We start from the raw sequence: 23466 nt of genomic DNA, 5'->3' as shown, positions 1-23466 counted from the left end.
TAGATACCGCTTGGGCACTGGAACGCCTCGATAAGCTGATGAATTCATCACTTATCAAGGACTGACCCGTGCCCGATTCTGCATTGCCCGTGACCCATGGGCGCCATTATGACCTCATCAAAAAAGCCATCCCCCAGCATTTGATCGACGCCGTCCCGGCATCACGGGCGGCGTTAAAGCAGATCAAACCGCGTATCCACGATTGGTACATCACAGCCACTGCGCAACAAAAGAACGCGCTCAAAACCTTGCTGCAAGCTCGCGTCATCGCACAAGGACGACTCGACAAAACCCTGAGCCGCCTCCAGCCACTCAACGATTTTGCGCAACCGTTACTGGCTCAAGCGCTAAAAACGGCAGGGTTCACCTTGCCCGTCGATGACGTTTTTTTACGTCTGTACAGGCCAACGGTTGATGCGTTTGGCTTGAAAACGGGAGGTTTCAGTTCAGTCACCCTGTCGCTGCTGCAAGCCGCGCTGCATAACTTTGAACAGCCCGAAACCGAAGCCAACTACTTCGGCAGCGGTTCGGGCTTCATCACCCCGCCGGATAACCAAGGGCGCTTCGAGCCGTACGCGACCACGCTCAAGATCGAGACCTTTGCCTCGATCTGCCGCCAGTTGGATATTGGCGAGCAGTATCAGCAGCACCTGCACTTTATGTTGAACCCGCAAAGCCCTGTCTCCCAAGGGCCCTTGTACGCCCGCTACCCGGCTCAGCAAAAGGCCATGCTCAGGGCCGACGCGCAGATCGCGTTGCTCAAGGGCGACATTAATGACCACGCCCATGAGGTACTGATGCGGGTCGTTAACGGAGAACGTGCGATCAAGACGGGTGAGCAGCAAGTCTGGTATCGCTACCCTTGCGTGCTGGGGCTGATGCTCAAGGGCTGCGTGGTATTCGACTTGTGCGTCAAGGGGCAGTACTCCGACGCGCTGATCGTCTGGATACCCGGTGATCCCGAGCATCCACTCAAGGGGTACGCCAGTTACTTCGACTTTCGCGACGAGCTGTTGCGCAAGCTGACACCCACACTCTCGTCGCCAAGGCGTGCCGGGCTGACGGCGTATCAGCAGTTTCTGAGCCAATTCATTGCTCAAAAAGACCGGCCCTATTACTACAAACGCTTGACCGAACAGGTGATCGAGGCACCCGGGCAACCCAGGCCGATGGAATGGTTTCGGGCTGAAAAAATCCAGTTTTTATTCCGAGTAGCCGCGCCACTGCGATCACTCTTGCTGAGGATCCCGCCCAACCCTGAAGGGCATGCACGCCGCGTGCAAGCGCTGTTGCCATCGATCAACATCGAAATCTGCACCATGAGTGGTGATCGCGCCTGGGTCGATGTCGAGCTCTGGCAACAGCAGTTTCAGGACATGCGCAGCCGTGCATTTGGCAATGCCCGCAACATGGCTATTCCCACCGCCGATGCCGACGCCAATAACCACGCTGAACGGCTCTCGCATTACCTGAACATCGGCCTGTTTGCAGTCAATCTGGTGTCGCTGGTGGTTCCACCATTGGGTGAGGTGATGATGGTGGTGATGGCCGGTCAGTTACTGTACGAGACCATTGAAGGCATCGAAGAGTGGTCGGATGGCGACAAAGAGGCCGCGTGGGCACACCTCAGTGATGTGCTGGATAACCTGGCGACGCTGGCCGCTGGCGCGGTGGTCTTGCAGGGCGTGGTGATGCCGGCGATCGAACAGCTCAAGGTGGTGACGCTGCCCGGTGGCGCGCAGCGCCTGTGGAATTCCGACCTGAGCCCTTATGAGCATGCAATTGAAATCCCGGCCCACTCCATCGCCAACGAAGCAGGTGTGCACCGTATCAATGGGCAGGATGTGTTGCCCCATCAGGGCAACGTCTATGTGCTGAAAAAAGACCCAGTTGGCGATCATTATCGAGCGGTTCACCCACGCCAGCCCGATGCCTATCAACCCGAGTTCAGGCACAACGGGCATGGCGTCTGGGTGCATGAGGGCGAACAGCCCGCGACTTGGGAGCGTCGGACCTTGCTGCGGCGTCTGGGGCCATCGGTAGACGGCTTGAGTGATCGCGAGCTTGAGCAGGTGCTCAGTGTCAGCGGCATCGAAGACGATGATTTACGGCGTATGTACGCCGAAAACCAGCCGACCCCGGTGCTGTTAAGTGACAACATCCGGGCGTTCAAGGCGTATGCAAAAGCCGACATGGCGGTTGCCGAAGTGCGTGCGGGGCGTATCTCCGATGAGCTGTGCAGTTATGCTGCGGCGTTTACCGTCGAGCTGCCCGGCTGGCCGGCCACGATGGCGATTGACCTGCTTGAGCCGCCGCCCTCGCAGGTCCAGGCCACGCGCTACGGCCATGCCGCTGCGCAGGGCTCGAATGTGATTCGGATCAGCCGTGCAGCGCTGATGCGGGGCGAGTTGCCGGGGCGAGTGGTCGATGCGCTGGATCCACAGCAACGGGCAACGTTGCTGGGTGGGCGCGTGCTGTTGGCGCGTGAGCCGCTTGCCGATGCTTTCAAGGAGCATCTGAGCGAGCAAATGGACAGGCATTCCCTGCGTCTGTTCAACAGCCTCTACGAAGGCCCGTCGATTGCGGACGATGCCGAACGGTTACCCGTCGAGCTGTTGAAGCGCGTGTTCCCGTCATTGCCGACCCTGGCTGCCAGACGCCTGGTCGCGCAAGCGGGTGGTACTGAACGTGACCTGCTGAGCCGAGGCAAAGTCCCGGCCCGGATGATGCAAACCGCGCGGGTATGGCAGCGCGATGCGCGTTTGTCAGCCGCTTACCGAGGGTTGTACCTGGACGGTCTGACGACCACTGACACCGAGGCGCTGGTGTTGAACTCGCTGGACAATGTGCCGGGCTGGCAAAACCAACTGCGCCTGGAAATCCGAAATGACAGCGTGACCGGCGAATTGCGTGCGGCCTTCGGGCCGGGGGATGCCGCTCAGCGCAAAATCATGGTCAGGGTGGGCGACGGCCAATACCGGGCTCACGACGACAGGGGCAATGAACTTAACGGCACCGCTGACCTGTATGCCAGCCTGCAACATGCCTTGCCCGATCAGCATCGACTCGCGCTGAAACTGCCACATGTCGGCCAGGGCGCTGACTTGAGGCTCACCCTTCAACGCTACGCACTGCCCCGTGCGCGGTTGCAGGCGGTGCTGAAAATCAAGGCCGACAGCCAGCCTTTCTTTGTCCCGCCCAGGCGAATGGCAGACGGCCAATCAGGCTATCCACTCAGCGGTCGAGGCGTGCTGGCCGCCGCCGAGTCGGCCCCGTCCACCTGGCTGAAATCCCGGCTTGAGCATCTTTATCCGACGTTCACGGCCGATGATGTGCAGGCCTTTTTCGACCTTCACCAATCACTCGCCCACGTGCGTATCAGCGCATTGGAGCGAGAGTGGCTCGAACTGCGCGAAGCGCTGAGACAGTGGGAAAACGCCCCCATCGACGGCGTCCCCCTGAGCAGTCTTGTCACGGATTCTCAGCGCGCGGTCTTGCGGACTCGACGGGCGGTCCACGAGCATTTGATCCAGGCGTGGCGCAGAACGGGCCCAACGCACACGTCGGTGTCGAGCGGGTATGAGGGGCAAGGGCTGAACCTGTTGCTGACCGAGCTGGGGCCCGTGCTGGAAACCTTGCCAGCGCTGCCAGCCGACTTTAGCCATGTCAGCCAACTGAGCCTGTGGAGTGTTGGGGAATCGGCGGGCATCGACCGGTTTTTATCGCACTTCAAAGAACTGCGGGCGCTGCACATCAACCAAAGTTCGCTGACCACTTTACCCCCTGCCATTGGCCGGATGCCGCATTTGACCGTGCTGGACTTGAAGGGCAACAGCATCGTCTTGACCCCGGAGTCGGCGGCCCAGCTGAAAAATCTCACCCAGTTACGGCTCATCAACCTGGATCAATCTCCGCTCGGGCTGGCGCCAGACATCAGCCGCATGCCGTATCTGAAAACCGTATCCCTGCAAAACTGTGGGCTGGATCGCTGGCCTGTGGGGGTATTGGCGCAGCCCAGGAGCCGGACGTTCAAGCTGATGCTTGAGCACAATCCGCTGCAACACATCCCGGATGTAGCCCCCGGATCTGACAAGGCGGGCACGCTCGCGCGTACGCTGTTGACCCGCAATCGGGTTGCTGACGACGTATTGGCCAAGTACGACTTGTATGGTGAGGCGGTGGGCATTGATCCTGATCGCCAGCACCCGCCGAGGCTGGAAAAAGGCAGCCGCTACTGGCTGGCGGGCATGACCGCGGATGAATCTGAGCAGAGGCGCGCACTGTGGAACCGGGTCGAAGAATCTGTGGGCTCCGAAGCGTTTTTCAACGTGCTGACCGATCAGGCGCGCAACCTTGTCTATCGCAGGCCTGAGTTCAAGCGTGACTTGCAGGGCAAACTCTGGCTCATGCTTGAGGACATGGATGAAAGCCCCGAACTGCGCGACACATTGTTTGAGATGGCCAGTGCGCCGTTTACCTGCGTGGATGCTGGCGCGCAGTTATTCAACGCCATGGGTGTCGAAGTCATGGTGCATGAAGCGTATCGCGGGACTGAGCCTGCATCGGTCGGCGCCGATATTCTGCGCGTGGCCAGAGGCAAAGCGCGATTGGACGAACTGGGGCGCATTGCTCGGGCGCGGGTGCAGGAGTTGGAAGCGGCGGGCCGCCAGCACCCGCAATTTGATAACGCCGCAAACCGCATCGAGCATAGGGATGCCAGCGGCAGGCCGGTACGTGACATCGATGAAGTGGAAATCTATCTGGCTTACACCAGCCAGCTTGCCCAGCGATTGGAGCTGCCCTGGCAGGTTCTTGACATGATGTTCCCTGAGCCGGATGTCACCGAAGCCTTGATTGAAAGCGCTTACCGACGGGTACAGGCGCTGGAGGAGGGGGAAGGCCTGCGTAACCAGTTGCTGGAACAGCCGATCTGGCGGGACTACGTGCAAGGTGCCTACGCCTCGGAACTGGCCGTCGTGCGTGAAAAAATCACCGCATTGACAGAGCTGCAAACGGCGCAGCAGGCGTGGGTTGATGAGCCCGACTTGAGTGCGCAACAACGTGACGATCTACGCCAAACCATTGAGCGCGCCGCTCGATTGCTTGGCAAACCTGCCAGTGAAACGGCGATCGGGCAGGTGATGAGCAGCGAGGTCTACGATGCGGCAATGCGCCAGCTGGATGTTGAACAGCGCCAGTTGTTGGAACGCTTGACCGATGAAGCGCTCAGCCCTTGGCAGCCTGTTGTACACGGGCTCTATGATTTTGGTAGCTCCGAGTCTGACTGACCCCGCAAACACCAAGGGCAGTTCCTTTGCCCTTGGTCCTCAATCAAAACAGAAAGTAGCGCTGCGCCATCGGCAGCACATCAGCGGGTTCGCACCACAGCAGGACACCATCGGCCTTGACCTGATACGTCTGTGGGTCGACCTCGATGTTGGGCAGGTAGCCGTTGTGAATCAGGTTGGTCTTCTGCACATCGCGACACCCTTTGACCACTGCGATCTGCTTCTTCAACCCCAGAGCCTCAGGGACGCCTGCGTCAAACGCGGCCTGGCTGATAAACGTCAGGCAGGTGGCGTGGCGTGAGCCGCCGTAACTGGCAAACATCGGCCGATAGTGCACAGGTTGCGGCGTGGGGATCGACGCATTGGCGTCGCCCATCAGGCTGGAGGCAATCGCCCCGCCTTTAAGAATGAGCGTCGGCTTGACCCCGAAAAACGCCGGGCGCCACAGCACCAGGTCGGCCCATTTACCCACTTCAATCGACCCCACCTCGTGGCTCACACCATGGGTGATGGCCGGGTTGATGGTGTATTTGGCGATGTAGCGCTTAGCCCGGAAGTTGTCGTTGCCGGGGCTGTCTTCGGGCAGCGGGCCGCGTTGCTTCTTCATCTTGTCGGCGGTTTGCCACGTCCGGGTGATCACTTCCCCCACGCGGCCCATGGCCTGGCTGTCAGAACTGATCATCGAAAACGCGCCCAGGTCGTGCAGGATGTCTTCGGCGGCGATGGTTTCACGGCGGATGCGGCTTTCCGCGAAGGCCACGTCTTCGGCAATGCTCGGGTCCAGGTGATGGCAGACCATCAGCATGTCGAGGTGTTCGTCGATGGTGTTGCGAGTGAACGGCCGGGTCGGGTTGGTCGAGCTGGGCAGCACGTTGGTCAGGCCGCAAGCCTTGATAATGTCGGGTGCATGCCCGCCGCCCGCGCCTTCGGTGTGGTAGGTGTGGATGGTGCGACCCTTGAACGCCGCCAGGGTGGTTTCGACAAAGCCCGACTCGTTGAGCGTGTCGCTGTGAATCGCCACCTGCACGTCATACAGGTCGGCCACGTTCAGGCAGTTGTCGATAGAGGCGGGCGTGGTGCCCCAGTCTTCGTGCAGCTTGAGGCCAATGGCACCGGCTTCGACCTGCTCGATCAGCGGTTGCGGCAGGCTGGCGTTGCCCTTGCCGGTGAAGCCCATGTTCATCGGGAACGAATCAGCGGCTTGCAGCATGCGCGCCATGTGCCACGGGCCGGAGGTGCACGTGGTGGCGTTAGTGCCCGTGGCCGGACCGGTGCCGCCGCCAATCATGGTGGTCACGCCGCTGTTGAGCGCTTCTTCGATTTGCTGCGGGCAGATGAAGTGAATATGGGTGTCGATGCCGCCAGCGGTGAGGATCATGCCTTCACCGGCGATGACCTCAGTGCTGGCGCCGATGGCGATGGTCACGTTGGGCTGAATGTCCGGATTACCGGCTTTGCCAATGGCGTGGATGCGGCCATTTTTGAGCCCCACATCGGCTTTGACGATGCCCCAGTGATCGATGATCAGCGCGTTGGTGATCAGCGTGTCCACGACCTCGGCGGCGAGCAACTGGCTTTGGCCCATGCCGTCACGGATCACCTTGCCGCCGCCAAACTTCACTTCTTCACCATAGGTTGTGAAGTCTTGCTCGACCTCAATCCACAGCTCGGTGTCGGCCAAACGAACCTTGTCACCTACAGTCGGGCCGAACATATCGGCGTAAGCCTGGCGGGATATTTTCATGGTGTGTTCCTAAAATTTTTACCGATCCTGTAGGAGCGAGCTTGCCTCGCGATCTTTTAAAGGATCAAAAGATCGCGAGGCAAGCTCGCTCCTACAAAGGGATTTGGGTTAGTCCAGATTGCCCATCACACGCCCGGCAAAGCCGAACACGCGGCGCAGCCCGGCCAGTTCCACCAGTTCCACGTCGCGGGTCTGGCCCGGCTCGAAGCGCACGGCGGTGCCCGCCGGGATGTTGAGGCGCATGCCGCGGCTGTCGGCACGGTCAAACATCAGGGCGTCGTTGGTTTCGAAAAAGTGATAGTGCGAGCCGACTTGAATCGGTCGATCGCCCCGGTTGGACACGCTGAGGCGGTGGGTGCGGCGACCGACGTTGAGTTCGATCTCGCCCGCTTCAACCCTGTATTCACCTGGAATCATTGCGGCTCACTCAAGGTTTTGTAGTAGATGGCCGTGGGGCTGTAATGGCCGTCGGGGCTTTGGCAGTAGTTGGGCAGTTCGCCGACGCGGGTGTAGCCCAGCGCGCTGTAGAAGTTTTCGGCAGGTGAACCGGCTTCGGTGTCGAGGTGCAGCAGGCCGCGTTTTTGCTCGCGTGCCCCTTGCTCCAAAGCGTGAATCAGCACTTGGCCCAAGCCGCGGCGGCGGACGTCGTTGAGCACCAGCAGCTTTTGCACTTCGGCGCGGTTCAGACCATTGGTCTTTTGGCACAGCACCAATTGCACGCTGGCCAGCACGCGCTGCTCTTCAACCAGCGCCCACAACAGCAGGTTGCCTTGATCCAGTTGCGCATGCACTTCGTCGAAGTAGCGATTGGCTTGTGGCAGGTCCAGGTCGTTCATAAAGCCGACCGAAGCGCCATGCTTCACGGCGTCGAGCAGCAAGACGATCAAGTCTTCACGGTACTGGGCAAAGGTAGACGCCGTGACTTGAATCACCTGTTCGGCGTTCATTGGCCGTGCTCCTTAGGTGGCAGTGCGCCGGGGTTAAGCATGAGTTGCATAAAGGTCAGGTCGAGCCAGTCGCCGAATTTGATACCGACCTGCGGCATGCGCCCACTGGTGACGAAGCCCAGCTGTTTATGTACGTGGATCGACGCTGCATTGCCGCTTTCGATGGCCGCGACCATCACGTGTTTGCCGCACGCCCGGGCGCGCTTGATCAGTTCGGCCAGCAACTGCGGGCCGAGGCGCTTGCCGCGCTGCTCGGGGTGCACGTACACCGAGTGTTCGACCGTGTGGCGAAACCCTTCAAAGGGCCGCCAGTCGCCAAACGAGGCATAACCGAGGACAGCATGGGTCGCGTCGACGATCACCAGAATCGGGTAGCCCTGCGCCTGACGGGCGTTGAACCATTGCTGGCGGTTATCGAGGTCGACGGTTTGCTCGTTCCAGATGGCGAGGGTATTGAGCACCGCATCGTTGTAAATATCGCGAATCGCCGGCAGGTCAGCCGGGACGGCATCACGAATGACATAAGACATGACGCGGCCTCAGGCGATGGGTTGGTGGACAGTGACCAGCTTGGTGCCATCCGGGAAGGTGGCTTCGACCTGGATGTCGGGGATCATTTCCGGGATGCCTTCCATCACTTGCTCGCGCGAGAGCAGGGTGGTGCCGTAATGCATCAAATCCGCCACAGTGCGGCCATCGCGGGCGCCTTCGAGGAGGGCGGCAGAGATATAGGCGATGGTTTCCGGGTAATTGAGTTTCACGCCGCGGGCCAATCGACGCTCAGCCAGCAGGCCAGCGGTGAAGATCAGCATCTTGTCTTTTTCGCGTGGAGTCAGGTCCATGGTGGAGTCCGTGTATAAATCAGAAAAATAAGGGGCTGTAGGAGCGAGCTTGCCTCGCGATCTTTTAAAAGATCAAAAGATCGCGAGGCAAGCTCGCTCCTACAGTTAGTGCATCAGGTGCTCCAGATTCTCGGTGCTACTGCCTCGCGCCCCAGCAGTGCCGGGCGCAGCAAGCGCCATAAATCAATCAGCCAGCCGCGTGCCTGCAAGGCTTCGCTCGCCAGACAACGCGCCACCAGCAACCCCGGCAACTGGGTCAAATCCCCGCGCACCGGGTTCGGCAAACTGCGGCAGGTTTCCAGCAGTTCAGCGCTGATGTCACCCGTGACCAACAACGTCGCAAACACCGGGTTGCCGTCCAGCCCGATGGGCGAGTCCAGCAGCCCGTCGTCGCCGACAATGCGCTGGCGCTCATGCCAGAGCAATTGGCCGTCGCGGCGAATATCCAGCCCAGACTGAAAGTGCCCGCGCTCAAAACGCTCGCCACTGGCCAGTCGCCCCAACGCCACCATGTCCCAGTAAAACAACTTGGCATCGCCTTCAAGGTCGATGCGGGTGCTGAGTTCGGCCTGGGCCGCGCTGAAGACGATGGTTTCTTGAGGCAGCCATTCCAGGGTCGCGCCTGCGGCCACGCTTAATTCAACGGTTTGATACGCCGGGCCCGCTGCGCGATACCACTTGGCCGCGCCGGGGCTGGTGAGTTGCGCCCAGGCACCGGGGCCGACACGGGCGCGGATGTCCAGCCGGTCACCGCCCGCAATCCCGCCGGGCGGGTGCACGATGATGTGCTGGCACACTTCGGGGCCTTCGGCGTACAGGTGCTTTTGCACCCGCAACGGGCCAAGGTGGCGGCGCAGGGTCGGGCGCGTGCTGTCACCGAAACGGCCATAGCCCAGCTCCAGCTCGGCATGCCAGCTGGGGACGAACAAGGCGGTGTTGGCAGGCAGGTTCATATGTAGGACTTTTTACCCTGAAAGAGTGACAGATTAAATCGTCACCAGTCCGCGCACACCTTCTGTTTGCATATTTTCACCACGGCCTTGCTGCACGATTTCGCCGCGCGACATCACCAGGTACTGATCGGCCAGTTCTTCGGCGAAGTCGTAGAACTGCTCCACCAGCAAAATCGCCATGTCGCCGCGTGCCGCGAGCATCTTGATCACTGCGCCTATCTCCTTGATCACCGAGGGTTGAATGCCTTCGGTGGGCTCGTCAAGGATCAGCAAACGCGGGCGACTGGCCAGTGCGCGGCCAATCGCCAGTTGTTGTTGCTGGCCACCGGACAAGTCACCGCCACGGCGATGCTTCATTTGCAGCAACACCGGAAACAGCTCGTAGATAAACGCCGGTACTTCTTTGGCTTCAGATCCGGGAAAGCGCGACAGGCCCATCAGCAGGTTTTCTTCGACCGTCAGGCGCCCGAAAATCTCGCGGCCCTGCGGCACGTAAGCGATACCGGCGTGCACCCGCTGGTGAGGCTTGAGCGCGGTAATGGCTTTGCCTTCCCATTGCACCTCGCCTTCCTTGACCGGCAACAAACCCATCAAACACTTGAGCAGCGTGGTTTTACCCACGCCATTGCGGCCCAGCAGGCACGTCACTTCACCCACTTTGACCTCAAACGACAGGCCGCGAAGGATGTGGCTACCGCCGTAGAACTGGTGCAGCTTTTCGACTTGAAGCATGTTCGGATTCCTTCATTCCTTTGTAGGAGCGAGCTTGTCTCGCGATCTTTTGATCTTCAAAAAGATCGCGAGACAAGCTCGCTCCTACAGGGGGATTTGATCTAACGACCGAGGTAGACCTCAATCACCCGTTCATCCGCCTGCACCTGTTCCAGCGAGCCTTCGGCCAGCACGCTGCCTTGGTGCAGTACGGTGACGTGGTCGGCAATCGAGCCCACAAAGCCCATGTCGTGTTCCACCACCATCAGCGAGTGCTTGCCCGCAAGGCGTTTGAACAGCTCGGCGGTGAACTCAGTTTCGGCGTCGGTCATGCCCGCCACCGGCTCGTCCAGCAACAACAGTTGCGGGTCTTGAACCAGCAGCATGCCGATCTCCAGAAACTGTTTCTGGCCGTGGGACAGCAACCCCGCCGGGCGCTGTGCCGAGCTGGTCAGGCGGATGGTGTCGAGGACTTCGCCGATGCGGTCTTTTTGCTCGCCGGTGAGCGTGGCGCGCAAGCTGGCCCACACCGATTTGTCGGTTTTCTGCGCCAGTTCCAGGTTTTCAAACACGCTCAAGGCTTCGAAAACCGTGGGCTTTTGAAACTTGCGGCCGATCCCGGCTTGGGCGATTTGCACTTCGCTCATCTGCCGCAAATCGAGGGTTTCACCAAACCAGGCCTGGCCTTCGCTGGGCCGGGTTTTGCCGGTGATGACGTCCATCATCGTGGTTTTGCCCGCGCCATTGGGGCCGATGATGCAGCGCAATTCACCCACGCCGATGTACAGGTTGAGGTTGTTCAGCGCCTTGAAGCCATCGAAGCTGACGCTGATGTCTTCCAGGGTCAAAATCGTCCCGTGGCGGGTGTTCAGGCCTTTGCCAGCGGAGTGGCCCAAGCCGATGGCGTCGCGGCTGCTGCCAGCGTCTTTGTTGGGGTCGATGAGAGGTTCGAGCATGACATTCCTCATTGTTCGCCCTTTTTCTTCAGCAGGCCGATCACGCCTTTGGGCAGGTACAAGGTCACGATGATGAACAGCGCGCCCAGGAAGAACAGCCAGTATTCAGGGAAGGCCACGGTGAACCAGCTCTTCATGCCGTTGACCACGCCCGCGCCAAGCAACGGCCCGATCAAGGTGCCGCGCCCGCCCAAGGCCACCCATACGGCGGCTTCGATGGAGTTGGTCGGCGACATTTCGCCGGGGTTGATGATGCCCACTTGCGGCACATACAACGCGCCCGCCAAGCCGCACAGCACGGCGCTCAACACCCAGACAAACAGCTTGAAGCCGCGTGGGTCGTAGCCGCAGAACATCAGGCGGTTTTCGGCGTCACGCAGTGCAGTCAGCACGCGGCCAAACTTGCTGCGCGCCAGACGCCAGCCCAGGAACAGGCTGACCACCAGCAACAGCACGGTGGCGAAAAACAGCACGGCGCGGGTGCCGGGTTCGGTGATGCCAAACCCCAGAATGCTGCGGAAGTTGGTAAAGCCGTTGTTGCCGCCAAAGCCGGTTTCGTTGCGGAAAAACAGCAGCATCCCGGCGAAGGTCAGGGCCTGGGTCATGATCGAGAAGTACACGCCCTTGATCCGCGAGCGGAAGGCGAAGAAGCCGAACACCAGCGCGAGCAACCCGGGCGCCAGTACCACCAGGCACATGGCCCACCAGAAATGTTCGGTCCCGACCCAGTACCACGGCAGCTCAGTCCACGACAGAAATGTCATGAACGCGGGCAATTCATCGCCCGAGGCCTGGCGCATCAGGTACATGCCCATGGCGTAGCCGCCCAGCGCGAAGAACAACCCGTGGCCCAGCGACAGCAGCCCGGCGTAGCCCCACACCAGATCCAGCGCCAGCGCGACGATGGCGTAACAGAGAATTTTGCCCACCAAGGTCAGGGTGTAAGCCGAGACCTGGAACGGACTGTCGGCGGGCAACAGCGAGAGCAGCGGCATGGCCAGCAGCACCAGCAACACAAGCCCGCCCACCAGCGCGGTGAGTGTGGGCCCGGCTTTTTGCGTGGCAGTAAGCATCAGAGGCTGATTCATCAGTCGATCACCCGTCCTTTAAGCGCGAAGAGACCTTGCGGGCGCTTCTGGATAAACAGAATGATCAGCCCCAGGATCAGGATTTTGCCGAGCACGGCGCCAATCTGTGGTTCGAGGATCTTGTTCGCGATGCCCAGCCCGAAGGCTGCGTACACAGTGCCCGCCAGTTGGCCGACGCCGCCCAGCACCACCACCAGGAACGAGTCGATGATGTAGCCCTGACCGAGGTCCGGGCCGACGTTACCGATCTGGCTCAAGGCCACGCCGCCCAGCCCGGCAATGCCCGAGCCCAGGCCAAACGCGAGCATGTCGACGCGCCCTGTTGGCACGCCGCAGCAGGCGGCCATGTTGCGGTTCTGGGTAACAGCGCGCACGTTGAGGCCCAGTCGGGTTTTGTTCAGCAGCAGCCAGGTCAGCACTACTACCGCTAGGGCGAAGACGATGATCACCAGACGGTTGTACGGCAGCACCAGGTTGGGCAGTACTTGCAGCCCGCCCGAGAGCCAGGCCGGGTTGGCCACTTCAACGTTCTGTGCGCCGAACAGCACGCGCACCAGTTGGATCAGGATCAGACTGATGCCCCAGGTGGCGAGCAGGGTTTCCAGCGGGCGGCCGTAGAGGTGACGAATGATGGTGCGCTCCAGCACCATGCCCACGGCGGCGGTGACGAAGAACGCCACCGGCAACGCCAGCAACGGGTAGAACTCGATGGCGCCGGGGGCGAAGCGTTGAAACAGCAATTGCACGCAATAGGTCGAGTAGGCGCCCAGCATCAGCATCTCGCCGTGGGCCATGTTGATCACGCCCAGCAGGCCGAAGGTGATGGCCAGACCGAGTGCCGCGAGCAGCAGAATCGAACCCAGCGACAGGCCGCTGAAGGCTTGGCCCAACAAGTCGCCGATCAGCAATTTTCGTTTGACTTGCGCCAGGCTGGTTTCGGCGGCGGTGCGCACGCTGGCATCGGTTTCGACGTCGGGTTGCAGCAGGGTTTCAAGGCGGGTGCGCGCCAGCGGTTCGCCGGTTTCGCCGAGCAGGCGCACGGCGGCCAGGCGAACTGCCGGATCGGGGTCGACCAGTTGCAGATTGGCCAACGCCAGGCTGAGGGCCGAGTGCACATCGCTGTCGGTCTCGGTTGCCAGTTGCTGGTCGAGGAACTTGAGTTGCGCCGGTTTGGCGGACTTTTGCAGCTGTTGCGCGGCGTTCAGCCGCAGTTTCGGGTCGGCGGCCAGCAGTTGATGACTGGCCAGTGCAGTGTCGATCAGACCGCGCAGGCGGTTGTTCAGGCGCAGGGTTTTGACTTCGCCAGCGACGCTGATCTGGCCTTGTTGCAGGCTGTTGATCAGCTCTACGCGGGCGGGTGTGGGCTGTGCGGCCCAGCTTTCGAGGAGCTGGGCCTGCTCGGAATTGTTGGCCGCTGCGAAGTCGCTGGCGTCATCGGCGAAGACGGCCAATGGCAGCAACAGCAAGCAGCCGAGGATGAGACGGTAAAGGGCAGTGGGCATAATCATGGCCTTGCACAAACTGTAGGAGCGAGCTTGCCTCGCGATCTTTTAAAAGATCAAAAGATCGCGAGACGAGCTCGCTCCTACAGGGGATTGGAGACTTAGTTACTCTTCACCGCGTAATCCGGCTTTTTGTCGTTGCCAGGAATGTACGGGCTCCACGGCTGGGCGCGGATCGGCTCTTTGGTTTGCCACACGACGTTGAACTGACCGTCATCCTGAATTTCGCCAATCATGACGGGCTTGTGCAGGTGGTGATTGGTCTTGTCCATGGTCAGGGTGTAGCCCGATGGCGCGGCGAAGGTCTGGCCGGCCATGGCTTCACGCACTTTGTCGACGTCCGTGGACTTGGCTTTTTCAGCGGCCTGCGCCCACATGTGGATGCCGACATAGGTGGCTTCCATCGGGTCGTTAGTCACGGCTTTGTCAGCGCCCGGCAGGTTGTGGGCCTTGGCGTAGGCTTTCCAGTCATCCACAAATTTTTTGTTGACCGGGTTCTCTACCGACTGGAAGTAGTTCCAGGCTGCCAGGTTGCCCACCAGCGGTTTGGTGTCGATGCCGCGCAGTTCTTCTTCGCCTACCGAGAACGCAATCACCGGCACGTCGGTGGCTTTCAGGCCCTGGTTGGCCAGCTCTTTATAGAACGGCACGTTGGAGTCGCCGTTGACGGTGGAGATCACAGCGGTCTTGCCACCGGCCGAGAATTTTTTGATGTTGGACACGATGGTCTGGTAATCGCTGTGACCAAACGGGGTGTACACCTCTTCGATGTCCTTGTCGGCCACGCCTTTGGAATGCAGGAACGCGCGCAGGATTTTATTGGTGGTGCGCGGGTACACGTAGTCGGTGCCCAGCAACACAAAGCGCTTGGCGCTGCCGCCGTCTTCGCTCATCAAATATTCAACCGCCGGGATCGCCTGCTGGTTGGGCGCTGCACCGGTGTAGAACACGTTAGGCGACATTTCTTCGCCCTCGTATTGCACCGGGTAGAACAGCAGGCCGTTGAGTTCTTCAAACACCGGCAATACCGATTTACGCGACACCGAGGTCCAGCAACCGAACACCACGGCGACCTTGTCCTGAGTCAGCAACTGACGGCTTTTTTCAGCGAACAGCGGCCAGTTGGACGCCGGGTCGACCACCACCGGTTCGAGCATCTTGCCGTTGACCCCGCCTTTGGCGTTGATCTCGTCGATGGTCATCAAGGCCATGTCTTTGAGCGAGGTCTCGGAGATCGCCATGGTCCCGGACAGCGAATGCAGAATCCCGACTTTGATGGTTTCGGCGGCTTGCACCGTCCAGGTCAGGCCCATGGCCGCAATGGATGCCGTGAGGGTAAAGGCTTTGATCAGGCTACGACGCTTCATGGTGCGATCTCCAGGAACGTGATTGTTATCAGGTGTAGATGCGGGCGATGAAAGGGCTTGTGCAAAGGCTGTGCCGGGATTCCCCGAAGGCTCTGGCGCGTATGTTTGCGCGATAAGTGGGCATTTCTGCGCACTCATTTGGCGCTGCGAGAGAGTGCGGTGCGCGTAAATGCGCTGCTTTGGTGCCGGTCGCAGCGTGGCTAATTAATTACCACCTGAAGGCAGTCCGAAAGGCCAAAGATTGCGCTGAATCGTGCGTCTGCCGATTCCCACGTCATCAAGGAGATGGATGCCTATGGAACCTGTTTATGAAATACCGCAAATGGTGGTTGCACCCAATGTAACGGTGAGCCTGCCGAGCTTGAGTCCGGCCTTTGTGAGCGCCGACGATGCGGCGCGTTTTGCCCATGAACTGATTGGCGATCTGCGCAATGTGGGGTATGGAGGGCTCATTCTGCAAAATGCTCAAGGGCGTTTCGTGGCTACGCGGCCGGTCAAGCTGACGGGAGAGGATTTCACCCCTCAGCAATTTATATCGAGCGATGCCAAGGGCCTGTTGAAGCATCCGCCTGGGTACACCTGTCACGCGTTCTATCATTCGCGACCGCATAAGCTCGCCGAGGAGCAAAGGGTGCCGCCCGGGGCATCGCGCGAAGAAGTATTGACCCTGGCCAACTTCTTTTTGCCTCCGGACATACTGGCCCAACTGGGGTTTTCCAGTTTTGTAACGACTCATTATTTGTCGGGGTTCAATGGGTCTTTGCTCAAGGCTATAACCAGCCCGACCAATAACTCGAAGGAACTGTTCTCGTACCTGGAACTGGCCATGGAGGACAGTTCACTGCTGAGTAAATTGATTGATTTCGTCAAACAGGTGGTTGAAACGCTGGACGTGAGCGTTATCCAGAGCACCGACGTCTGGCGCGGCAAGGTGGGTGAGCTGACGCCGGATTTCTTTTCATCTTCATCCGGCAATCAAGTGAGTCTTGATAGCGCGGTCATCCAGCGTCCGGCTTTTGGCCCGTTACTGAACAGCGAAGCCTTGGCGCTTGAGTACATCCGGTCACGCTCGGACATAACCCCCGATCAGCATTACGGCTTTATTCTCGAAAACACCTCGACCCGTGAATTTATCGTCAGTGAGCCCGTGACCGGGGCGTTGGACTTTGATTTTGCTCGGGCCTTTGTCGTCGGCAGTGATGGCGAGCCTCAATTGCCAGCAGGCTTTGCCATCTCGGCTGTCTACGGCTGTGATGGCGAATACCGGGACCCTGCATTGATCCCGCTCGAACAGCCGTCGGTGTATAAAAATTTTCTGCACATCGATGCTTTGGAAAAAGGCATCTTGAAAACCCAGGAACTGGCCGCAGCAGACAGTATTACGGCGTTGCCGTTGTATATCGTGGCCCGAGACGGGGCGCTGCTGAAGTACGTGTCCAAGTCCTCGCCGGTTGAGAAAAGCCTGTTTGCCAGGTCGCCCGAAAGTGAAGGTGAGGACATAGTCTTACTGCGCAATGTGCTGATGGGGGTTGAGAAGATCGAGGCGTTGATCCACGGTTTGGCCCACACCGGCGAGCTGAAGGTGATACATGGCAGTGAAGTCTGGGGGCGCGAAGGTCTGGTCGGATTGAGTTGGCAGCCCTTTGATGGCTTTTTGAGGCGCACCTTGAGCCCTGTCTTTATTGAGATGGACGATGCCGTGCGTTATGCCCATGAACAGATTGCCCGGCGCGTGGACTTCACCTACGGCGGGCTGGTCCTCAAGCGCGAGGACAACCTGTTCGTCGTCACTGAGCCGATGGCCGTGCGCACCGAAACCTTTGACCCGGCAGTGGTTATTCCACCCGAGCAGTCATCGTTCAGACCGTATGGCTGCGTGGTGGTCGGGACCTACCACACCCGTCGCATCAGGCCTTTACAGCTCTGGCGCACGGCCAATGAAGAGGAACTGAGCCGCACACTGTTTGCGCCCCATGAGTTGCGCAGCGCAATTTTGGATCGCCGCGGCAAGGTCCGCTACTTTTCGGCGCAGGACGGTGCACTGCTCAAGTACATACCCAGCGGTTCTGAACTTGAAACCCGATTTCTGACGCGTATCTCGCCTCCCGTCGCACACCCCGAGCAGGTGCGCAGCAACTCCAGCCAGATCAAGCTGCGTGACAATTCGCTCAAGCCGAGTCAGTTCATCGCCCAAGTGGCACGGGCAGGCGAATTGCACGTGGTGGTGACCAGCCGCTTATGGGGAGAGCGGGGCAAGGTAACGTCCGAATGGAAGCCCGCTCAAGCCCCGGTCGCGGGGGGCAGGCTAACCCTGCAACCGGCCTTGAGCCCGGTGTTCAGCCAGGCAACAGACGCGGTGCGCTATGTCCATGGCCGTCTAGGCTCCCGTGAGCACACCCAGTTCGGGATCATTCTTAAAAGCCAGAGCGCTGAGCAGTACATCGCCACAGAACCTCTGCGCACCAAGGCCGCGCTTCTAAGCGATGTGTTTGCGCGTCCTTTTGGTACTCAGGCGTATAGCCTGCCTGCTGGTTTTACCTGTGATTCGGTGTACATGGCCACGCCTGACAAGTCCGTCGCGCGGGTGTCCGATGACGTCTTCAGCGATTTTATTGCCCCGGCCGATCTGGTGAACCTGGCGGTGCTTTCGAGCGCGGTGCGCGACCTGTCCAATGGACGGCTCGATTACCCGACGATGTTTATTTCAACCCGCAACGGCGCGCTGCTCAGTTACAAGGCCATCAACTTTAACGCGGTGCTGGATCTGGACAGTGGCTTTGGTCCGAATGAGCCGATGCTTGCCTTGTTGAACAGCAACAAGTTGCGCACTCCGGATTACGTGCGCAAGGTGGCCAGCAGCGGTTTTCTGGAAGTGCTGCTGTCCAATAACCTGTGGGCGACGCTGGGGGTTGTGACCTCGGGCTGGCGGCCTTTTGCCATGGACATCGACATCATCAATCGACCCGGCGCCACTGTGCCAGCGCTGGGCCCCGCGTTCAGCCATATCGATGATGCGGCGCTCTACAGCAATCGCAGACTGCGCCGCCCGCATGCGCATCATGTCGTGGGGGCCGTATTTTATTCATTCGCCCAGGCCCTCTATGTGCCGCAAGAGCCTGAAACCAATGGTGCTCCGGCGAATGCTCAGGACACTATTTTCCTCAATGCGCTGTTTGAACGAGCGACAGGCCGCTCGCGGCCGTTACCGGCTTTGCCATCGGGTTATGGCCCGATTGCTATTTATTATGCGCATCAACCTGTGAAGCCCAGTGTCGTCAGGCCCGGCCAGCGCAACTGGGTGGATAACGTGTTTTGGCCGATGGACATTTGCTTTATGGCCAGGAGCCTTGTCCGTCTGGAGTTTGCAATCAACGTGGCCTATGCCGCAGGCAATGATGGATCGCTGTTGAAATACGTGCGCCATGGCGGCCACGCCGAAGATGACTTGTGCCAATTGGTAGTGGGTTCTGACTACTGGGAAAACCAGTATTTGAATCAGGATTGGGTCGATAAAGGCCTCGAAACTGAAAGCCAGTACGTCGCCAAGTTACTCAATGCGGGCGAGTTGCTTGTGGTCAATCCCAGCGAAAACTGGTCGCGCCCGGGCTGGGTGACCGCCGATTGGAAGACCTCTGAGCCAGCAAAGGTCAGCCCCGTGCTGCCGTGGGCACGCTCGTCGACAGCGGATGAAAAAGACGAGCTTTAAAACAGGTTTGGCAGCGTAATGGCAATGGTAGTCGCTCCCTTCAGGAAGCGACTGCGTCTGCACCAGACGTGTTGTTCAGCGTTAACTATGTAACGCCTCTGTAAGGCGCAAAGGGGCGACTATAGGGGGGATCGCGCTAATGCTGATCCCTTCATAAGGACATGAACAATGATCGATTATTTAACGGCTCAACCTTCGGGTTGGGCACCTCCTGATTTAACACCGCCACTACCTCCCCTGAGCCCTCCATATCTGAGTGCAGACGACGCCGCCCGCTATGCACATGAACTGATAGGAGATCGACGGGATGCCAAATACGGAGGGGGTATTTTTAAAAATGGCAAAGGCCAATACTTTGCAACGCTACCGATCAAGGGTAAAGACGGTGGTTTTCTCTGGTGGCTCTTTTTATCGACAGATTCGCAGGGGCGGGTAAAGCATCCAGAGGGGTATACGTGCTGTGCTTTATATCTTTCACATGAAGCTGATTATGAGGCGATTTTCCAGCACTACAGAGGGACTCCTGAAGCGCTGCAGACACGGATTAATTTTTTCTATTCTCAAAGCATTTACATCATGTTGGCACTGAGCAGTTTTGTCTCGGTCAACTATTTATCGGGTTTGAACGGTTCTCTGATCAAGTACCAAGGCAGTGGCTCTGAGCGAGAAAAGCAGCTGTTCAAAAAGTTGGAAGTTGCTGCCCATACTAAAGAAGAGCCATTTGAACAGGTCACTGATGCTGCCCGGACTTTGGCGAGTGCCGGGCAGTTGAGCGTCATTCAAGCCACAGAAGTCTGGCACTGGAAAACAGGCCTGATTGACGCCAACTTTTCGCTCTATAGCGCCCAACGCGCTCAGTATGCTCAGGCGGTGGTGATTCAGCGCCCTGCTTTGGGGCCATTGTTATTCAGCGAGCAATTAGCACTGGATTACTGCCTTTCGCGTATCTGGCAGACGCCAGAAAGCAACTACGGCTTCATGCTTAAACATGCTCAGCGCGATGAATATCTAGTGACTGAGCCTGTAGTGGGAAGTATGGATTTTCTCTTGCATGAGGTTTTTTCTAATGCAGATCGTACTGATCTGGTGTTGCCCGAGGGTTTTACAATCATGGCCGCCTATGGGTGCGAGAGTGAATACCACGACCCTGATCAAATTCCATCTGTTCAGTCACTCTTGTTTAAAAACTTCATACATCCGGAATCGCTTGCCAATGCAATAGACGTGACACTGAAGTTGGGGTTTCGAACCGGTCATCAGTCCATTCCTATCTATATAGCCACTCGCGATGGCGCGCTGTTGGTGTATGTGTCGAGTTTGTCTGCTAATGAGAAAAAGCTCTTCGCCAAGCTTCCGCAGAATGAAGGCGGCGTGAGGGAGTTGACCAGAAACGTACTGGCTGACGTTGAACCGACCGTTTCTTATATTCAATTGGTGGCCAACGCCGGTGAGTTGAGTGTACTTCGTACCAGTGAGCAGTGGGGGCAGGTCGGCAGGGTCCAATCCGATTGGCTGCCTTATGAGGCGTTTACTCCTCGCTCATTTAGCCCTGCATTCACAGACGCTGATCATGCGGCACGGTACGCCCATAAGCTCATCGCGAAACGAGTGGATGCGGTGTACGGCGGATTGATCTACCACGTTCCGGGTGATCGTTTTGTTGCGACTTTGCCGTTGGCCGTGAACACCGAAACCTTTGACCCTGATCGCGTAATACCCACAGAGCTGAAGGGGTTGGCACCGGCAGGCAGCACCGTGGTCGGTGTTTATTACACACGTCGAGTCCGGCCGTTGCAGTTACGGCGCTCATTAACTGAAGAACGCTTGAGCCGCACTATGTTTGCTCCCCAGCAACTGCATGCAGCAGTTGAAGAGCTGAATGGCGTTAGAACGTATTATTTTTCGGCGTCAGATGGGGTTTTGCTCAAATACACCGTGACCCGATCAGAGCAGGAGCATCTGCTGAGCGATCAGTTAGCCCCTGAATCCGATCCCTCGGGGCAGGGCAAGGTGAGTGTCATAAGCAGAGCGTTACGGGCCAATTCACTTAAACCCAGTGCCTTCATTGGCATGGTTGCGCGCGCTGGCAAGCTGGAGGTAATTGCCAGCAGCCCGTTATGGGGACCTCGCGGCCCCGTGGGGCCTGAATGGAAGCCTTATCCGCGCCCTTCATCTGAGGGAGAGAAATTCGTGTCTCCCGTGCTGAGCCCTCTGTTTTCGAGTGAGGAAGAGGCCATTCGCTATGCTCATGAAAACATGGGGGATCGGCAGGTACACCAACGCGGCTTGATCTTGGAAAGTGTAAAACGCAAGGCTTACGTCACGACCGAGCCTGTTAATGCCAAGGGCTATACATTGCCCAGAGATTTTCCGTTTTCCGAGGAACTCAGGCATTACAAGATCCCTGAAGATTTTGTTGTATGTGCAATGTATATCGCTGCGCCCAGGGTCCCGGTAGAAGAGGTGAGTGATCCGGTGTATGCGAACTTTATTGCCCCGGCAGACTTGGGAGAAGAGCTTCGTTATATACATGGCCATCATGCGCAGAACCGCCCAGCAAGGCATCAATTTTTCAGGCTCTATCTTTCAACCCGCGATGGCGCACTGCTGCGGTATCTCACCAGTGAGGCGTCGCAAGACTTGGAGCGCCAGTTATTTCGCGAACACGGTCAAAAGGTGATTGAGGACTTAAAGAGCAAACGCATGAGTGCTCAAGGCTATGTGCAACGGGTGGCATACATCGGCCTATTGGAAGTGTTGTTTACCAGCCCCCAATGGGCCTCTGTTGGCGAGGTGACCAAAGATTGGGTATCTCCGATGGCTGTCGCGTTACCCGAGCATGAAGCGTTACCCAGCGACCAAACTTCGTCTGTCGGGAACGATGCACCACCTACCATTGAGCCGTCGCCGCCTGCATTGAAGCGCGACAAGGACGAATTATAGGTGGTGTGTCTGCCCGTTATTTAAATAGACGTAGAACTTGAAATGTCATTCAGGAGGAGCGTGCGGAGGCCCGCGGATTGTTAATGCACTCGGCGTTTCTGTTTTTTGGGGCGGCGCTATATTTTTTACTGGCTGTACTTATATATGACATTGATGCAGGCAGTCTGAATAGACTGGTGTGCGCCAAGGCAATGCCTTGTGCGAGATAAATGACAAACCTGATTGATACATTAAGTGTCTCTAGAACATTGCGAGGCTGCTAATCAGGCGGACTGTTAATGGTTGATCTACTTTAAAAGGATTAGAAAATGACTGAAGAACATCATTCGCAACCTCATGAGCACTCCCCACCTCCTGCCCAATGGACACAGCCGTGGGAGCTTCTTCTGCCGATTGAAAGTACCGGGATTTGTAGCGGCATTTCGGCAGTAGCGTTTAATAATAAAATTCATGCGTTCTTTGTGGTTGACAATATTCCTGGCCATTTGGGGCTGAGTTATCTTGTGCTCGGCAACAATGCGGAAAATAAACTGGTGGTGGAGAAACAGGAGTATCTAGATGCTCGCTACCTTACGCGGCATCGACCGGCGGTTACCGTGCATGAAGGGCGTTTATTCTGCTTTTATACGGGCGTTGATAAAACTGTGCATTACCATGTGTTCTCAGGTAGCAGTTGGACACACGGCGAACAAGTGCCGGGGGTTCTGACAGAACATGCACCTTCGGTGTTTAGCACGAATGGAAAACTGCATTTGGCCGTGCAAGGTCTGTATAACGGTGAGTTTTACCATAAAATTTTCGAGAACTTCGAGTGGGAGAACACAATAAATACTCCTGGTATCTCCTTCAAAGGAAGCCCTTCCCTCGGCGGCAATGGCAGCTTGTTGTACGTTGCACTGACAGGGGTGGATGATAGTGTGGTTTTATTCTCTTTCCACTCGGGTAGTTGGCAGTTTCTGTACACGTCCCCCAACTACAAAGTGCAGGGCTCACCTACGATTTATTTCGGAAGGAATTTACTTATGTGCGCCTCGGTCAACGCTCGTGACCAGCGTGTTGTGACTGAAGTCCTCGGTATGGCTTGGCCAGATCCAGCGCATCCGGGAGGCATTCAACACTTGGGTGTGACGCTCGGAAAATACCTGTCAGAGCCGTGCCTTATAGAGTACGGGGAGCAGTTGTATTTAATCGGTCGCCGGCCATGTAATGATGTGGGGATCTCTTTGTATAAGCCGCAGGTTATCGGATAACAATACCGCCCAAGCCTCATGGGTGTTTAACGTGTGCTTGGAGATGTTCTGGAATAGCTGGATCTTATTCGGTTATTTCTCTTTCAGGACGGGGCAAACAAGAGCACGTTGAACTCGCCATTCAAGCGTGTTTCGATTGACGTGATGCCTGAACAGTGGCTGCTGTTAC

15 protein-coding genes are annotated in these 23466 nt (G+C 58.1%); 4 read left to right on the top strand and 11 right to left on the bottom strand.

The genetic code is table 11. The features are described from left to right. Window positions 1-68 precede the first annotated feature (68 nt). Complete coding sequence (locus tag RHM56_RS20395) at window positions 69-5288, top strand: NEL-type E3 ubiquitin ligase domain-containing protein (RefSeq protein WP_322235490.1); 5220 nt, start codon at window positions 69-71, stop codon at window positions 5286-5288. 43 nt (window positions 5289-5331) lie between these two features. On the opposite strand, the gene ureC is transcribed toward RHM56_RS20395, so the two are convergent. The 11 genes from ureC to urtA form a co-directional block, all read right to left on the bottom strand. Further along, window positions 5332-7032 carry an urease subunit alpha gene (gene ureC, locus RHM56_RS20390; protein ID WP_322235488.1) on the bottom strand — a complete coding sequence of 567 codons (1701 nt, stop codon included), beginning with the start codon at window positions 7030-7032 and terminating at the stop codon, window positions 5332-5334. 108 nt (window positions 7033-7140) lie between these two features. Then, a complete protein-coding gene (locus RHM56_RS20385; protein ID WP_322235486.1) occupies window positions 7141-7449 on the bottom strand; it encodes an urease subunit beta in 309 nt (102 codons plus the stop codon). Further along, on the bottom strand, window positions 7446-7979 hold the full coding sequence (locus tag RHM56_RS20380; RefSeq protein ID WP_322235484.1) for a GNAT family N-acetyltransferase: 534 nt from the start codon (window positions 7977-7979) through the stop codon (window positions 7446-7448). Before RHM56_RS20380 ends, RHM56_RS20385 begins: the two co-directional genes overlap by 4 nt. Beyond that, on the bottom strand, window positions 7976-8509 hold the full coding sequence (locus RHM56_RS20375) for an N-acetyltransferase family protein (RefSeq protein ID WP_322235482.1): 534 nt from the start codon (window positions 8507-8509) through the stop codon (window positions 7976-7978). The genes RHM56_RS20380 and RHM56_RS20375 overlap by 4 nt, the downstream gene beginning before the upstream one ends. A 9-nt stretch (window positions 8510-8518) precedes the next feature. Next, window positions 8519-8821: an urease subunit gamma gene (ureA, locus tag RHM56_RS20370; RefSeq protein WP_322235480.1), complete on the bottom strand. Its 303-nt coding sequence runs from the start codon at window positions 8819-8821 to the stop codon at window positions 8519-8521. 113 nt (window positions 8822-8934) lie between these two features. Next, complete coding sequence (locus RHM56_RS20365) at window positions 8935-9774, bottom strand: urease accessory protein UreD (protein WP_322235478.1); 840 nt, start codon at window positions 9772-9774, stop codon at window positions 8935-8937. 33 nt (window positions 9775-9807) lie between these two features. Further along, window positions 9808-10506 carry an urea ABC transporter ATP-binding subunit UrtE gene (gene urtE / locus RHM56_RS20360; RefSeq protein WP_322235476.1) on the bottom strand — a complete coding sequence of 233 codons (699 nt, stop codon included), beginning with the start codon at window positions 10504-10506 and terminating at the stop codon, window positions 9808-9810. 101 nt (window positions 10507-10607) lie between these two features. Further along, on the bottom strand, window positions 10608-11453 hold the full coding sequence (gene urtD, locus RHM56_RS20355) for an urea ABC transporter ATP-binding protein UrtD (protein ID WP_416194867.1): 846 nt from the start codon (window positions 11451-11453) through the stop codon (window positions 10608-10610). Further along, complete coding sequence (gene urtC / locus RHM56_RS20350) at window positions 11450-12529, bottom strand: urea ABC transporter permease subunit UrtC (protein WP_322235472.1); 1080 nt, start codon at window positions 12527-12529, stop codon at window positions 11450-11452. Before urtC ends, urtD begins: the two co-directional genes overlap by 4 nt. Then, window positions 12529-14031, bottom strand: coding sequence for an urea ABC transporter permease subunit UrtB (urtB, locus tag RHM56_RS20345; protein WP_322235470.1), 1503 nt, complete (start codon window positions 14029-14031; stop codon window positions 12529-12531). Before urtB ends, urtC begins: the two co-directional genes overlap by 1 nt. Window positions 14032-14132: 101 nt before the next feature. Then, window positions 14133-15398, bottom strand: coding sequence for an urea ABC transporter substrate-binding protein (gene urtA / locus RHM56_RS20340; protein ID WP_322235467.1), 1266 nt, complete (start codon window positions 15396-15398; stop codon window positions 14133-14135). A gap of 295 nt (window positions 15399-15693) precedes the next feature. On the opposite strand from urtA, the gene RHM56_RS20335 reads away from it, so the two are divergent. The 3 genes from RHM56_RS20335 (at window position 15694) to RHM56_RS20325 (ending at window position 23297) form a co-directional block, all read left to right on the top strand. Further along, entirely contained in the window at window positions 15694-19104 is a 3411-nt protein-coding gene (locus RHM56_RS20335; protein ID WP_322235464.1) for a hypothetical protein, read from the top strand. Between the two features lie 168 nt (window positions 19105-19272). Then, a complete protein-coding gene (locus RHM56_RS20330) occupies window positions 19273-22047 on the top strand; it encodes a DUF4329 domain-containing protein (RefSeq protein WP_322235460.1) in 2775 nt (924 codons plus the stop codon). Between the two features lie 308 nt (window positions 22048-22355). After that, a complete protein-coding gene (locus RHM56_RS20325; RefSeq protein ID WP_322235458.1) occupies window positions 22356-23297 on the top strand; it encodes a hypothetical protein in 942 nt (313 codons plus the stop codon). Window positions 23298-23466: the final 169 nt, after the last annotated feature.

Source organism: Pseudomonas sp. CCC3.1 (genome assembly GCF_034347405.1).
Lineage (GTDB): Bacteria > Pseudomonadota > Gammaproteobacteria > Pseudomonadales > Pseudomonadaceae > Aquipseudomonas.
This window is presented reverse-complemented; position numbering and strand designations above follow the sequence as displayed.

Coding starts and splice junctions, on each gene's coding strand:
- RHM56_RS20385 (WP_322235486.1), bottom strand. CDS start 7,449: ATGATTCCAGGTGAATACAGGGTTGAAGCGGGCGAGATCGAACTCAAC.
- RHM56_RS20375 (WP_322235482.1), bottom strand. CDS start 8,509: ATGTCTTATGTCATTCGTGATGCCGTCCCGGCTGACCTGCCGGCGATT.
- urtB (WP_322235470.1), bottom strand. CDS start 14,031: ATGCCCACTGCCCTTTACCGTCTCATCCTCGGCTGCTTGCTGTTGCTG.
- urtA (WP_322235467.1), bottom strand. CDS start 15,398: ATGAAGCGTCGTAGCCTGATCAAAGCCTTTACCCTCACGGCATCCATT.
- ureA (WP_322235480.1), bottom strand. CDS start 8,821: ATGGACCTGACTCCACGCGAAAAAGACAAGATGCTGATCTTCACCGCT.
- RHM56_RS20380 (WP_322235484.1), bottom strand. CDS start 7,979: ATGAACGCCGAACAGGTGATTCAAGTCACGGCGTCTACCTTTGCCCAG.
- RHM56_RS20330 (WP_322235460.1), top strand. CDS start 19,273: ATGATCGATTATTTAACGGCTCAACCTTCGGGTTGGGCACCTCCTGAT.
- ureC (WP_322235488.1), bottom strand. CDS start 7,032: ATGAAAATATCCCGCCAGGCTTACGCCGATATGTTCGGCCCGACTGTA.
- RHM56_RS20335 (WP_322235464.1), top strand. CDS start 15,694: ATGGAACCTGTTTATGAAATACCGCAAATGGTGGTTGCACCCAATGTA.
- RHM56_RS20325 (WP_322235458.1), top strand. CDS start 22,356: ATGACTGAAGAACATCATTCGCAACCTCATGAGCACTCCCCACCTCCT.
- urtC (WP_322235472.1), bottom strand. CDS start 12,529: ATGAATCAGCCTCTGATGCTTACTGCCACGCAAAAAGCCGGGCCCACA.
- urtD (WP_416194867.1), bottom strand. CDS start 11,453: ATGAGGAATGTCATGCTCGAACCTCTCATCGACCCCAACAAAGACGCT.
- urtE (WP_322235476.1), bottom strand. CDS start 10,506: ATGCTTCAAGTCGAAAAGCTGCACCAGTTCTACGGCGGTAGCCACATC.
- RHM56_RS20365 (WP_322235478.1), bottom strand. CDS start 9,774: ATGAACCTGCCTGCCAACACCGCCTTGTTCGTCCCCAGCTGGCATGCC.